This is a genomic window from Streptomyces sp. NPDC046197 (genome assembly GCF_040646295.1).
Classification (GTDB): domain Bacteria; phylum Actinomycetota; class Actinomycetes; order Streptomycetales; family Streptomycetaceae; genus Streptomyces.
In genome coordinates this window covers 1-2,067 of the sequence record NZ_JBEYZY010000098.1, presented here as the reverse complement: position 1 = coordinate 2,067, position 2,067 = coordinate 1, and the positions used below count along the sequence as shown (strand labels likewise).

Below are 2,067 nucleotides of genomic sequence, written 5' to 3'. Positions count from 1 at the left end.
CACCAGTCCACCCACCGCGGCCCCCGCCGCGTCACCGGAAGCCGTCACCACCACCACACGCCCGTCACCAGCCAGGCAGTCCCGCAGCCGATCCAACACCGTGGCTACGGCCTCCTCCACCGCATCACCCGCGGACACCCTCACCACCACCGGCTCCGGCAGCTGCGGGGTGTCCGGGGCGACGACCCCGAGCAAGGGTTCCCACACCACATGGTGCAGCAGGCCGGCCGGGGTGAGATCGGCCAGCGGCACAGCGGTGACACCCATCGCTTCCACGGTCGCCACCAGCGCGTCGGACGCGTCGGTCACCGTCAGGTCGAACACGTCGGGCCCGGTCGGGGTGAGCCGTATGCGCAGGTCCCCCGCAAGCCGGGAGTCCGGGGTGTGCAGCAGCGCCCCGCGCCACGACGTCGGCACGTGGACGGTGTCCGGGCGGGTGGTGTCGGGCAGGAGGGGACGCAGCGCGGCTTCCAGGGCGGCCGGGTGGAACGCGAAGCCGCCGTGCTCGGGCACGGTCACGTCGACGGCCCGCTCCGAAAGGTCAGAAGCACCGGTCGCGGTCGCCGGGGCGAGCAGGCCTCTGGCGTGCAGGGTCCAGGGTTCGCCCTCGCGGCGCGCGTGGACGCTGAGCGCCCGCAGTCCCGCGGAGTCGGGTCCCTCCAGGGTCACCTGGAGGTCGACCGTGCCGTACGGGGGCAGCGGGAGCGGCTGCTCCAGGGTGAGATCGTCGAGCTGCGGCACGCCTTCCCGCTCGCCCAGGCGCAGGGCGAGTTCCAGGAGTGCGGTGCCGGGGAGCTGTGCTGTACCGGTGACCGGATCGGCGAGATACGGGTGGGCCCGCGGTGACAGCCGACCCGAGTAGACCGTGCTGATGCTGCCCGCGAGTTCCAGACCCGGCCCGAGCAGGGGGTGCCAGGTGGCCTGGTCCGGTGTGGCGGACGCACCCTGGGTGCCGTCGTCGGCGAGCCAGTAGGGGCGGTGGTCGAAGGGGTAGGTGGGCAGGTCGACGGGGGTGGCGGGGGTCCGGGTGAACCACGCCGGCCAGTCGACGTCCGTGCCTGTCACGTGGGAGCGGGCGAGTGCGCCCACCAGTCCGTACGGGTCCGGTGTGACGCTTGCGACGGTCACGTCCTCGGGGGCGGCGGACAGGGTTTCCAGGGTCTCCTCAATCTGCTGGGCCACCGCCTGATGCCCTGCGACCTCCAGGAACGTCGTCACGCCTTCCTCGCGCAGACAGCCGACGGCGTCGGCGAAGCGGACGGTACGCCGGATGTGCCCGGCCCAGTAAGCAGGATCGGCCAGCTCCTCGCAGGAGGCCACCCGTCCCGTAACCGCGGAGACCACGGGGATGCGTGGCCGCTCACACCGGACGGTCGCTGCGACCTGCCGGAACTCCTCAAGCGCTCCGTCCATGTGGGCGGAGTGGAAGGCATGGCTGACCAGCAGCTTCTTGGTGCGGTGTCCCTGGGCCCGCCAGTGCTCCGCGACCCGTTCCACAGCCCCCGCGTCGCCGGAGACCACCGTCTGACGGGGACCGTTGACAGCCGCGACGGACACCGTGTCCACCACGCCCAGCGCTTCCAGGCTTGCGCGGACCTCGGCCTCCGTTACGCGCAGGGACACCATCGCCCCGCCAGCGGGCGCGGCCTGCATCAGCCGCCCCCGGGCCGCCACCAGCCGGGCCGCGTCCGGCAGCGACCACACCCCGGCCACGTACGCCGCCACCAGCTCACCGATCGAATGCCCCGCCACGAAGTCCGGGCGCACACCCAGTGACTCCAGCAGCCGGAACAGCGCGACCTCCACCGCGAAGACGGCCGGCTGCGCGTACCCGGTCCGTGCCAGGATCTCCTCGTCGGTCCCCGCACTCAGGATCAGCTCCCGCAACGGACGATCCAGAAGCCCGTCGAACGCCGCGCACACCTCGTCGAACGCCGCCGCGAACACCGCACTCAGCCCCTGCAGCTCACGGCCCATACCGACACGCTGGCTGCCCTGCCCCGCGAACACCAACGCCGTCTTCCGGGCGCCGGCACTTCCCACCAATGCATCGGCGATCGGCTGCCC

1 protein-coding gene is annotated in these 2,067 nt (G+C 72.6%); it reads right to left on the bottom strand.

Annotated features, from left to right (window positions below; translation table 11 throughout):
• A partial coding sequence (locus AB0A61_RS41030) for an acyltransferase domain-containing protein (protein WP_361304720.1) occupies positions 1-2,010 on the bottom strand: 2,010 nt, incomplete at its 3' end.
• Positions 2,011-2,067 lie beyond the last annotated feature (57 nt).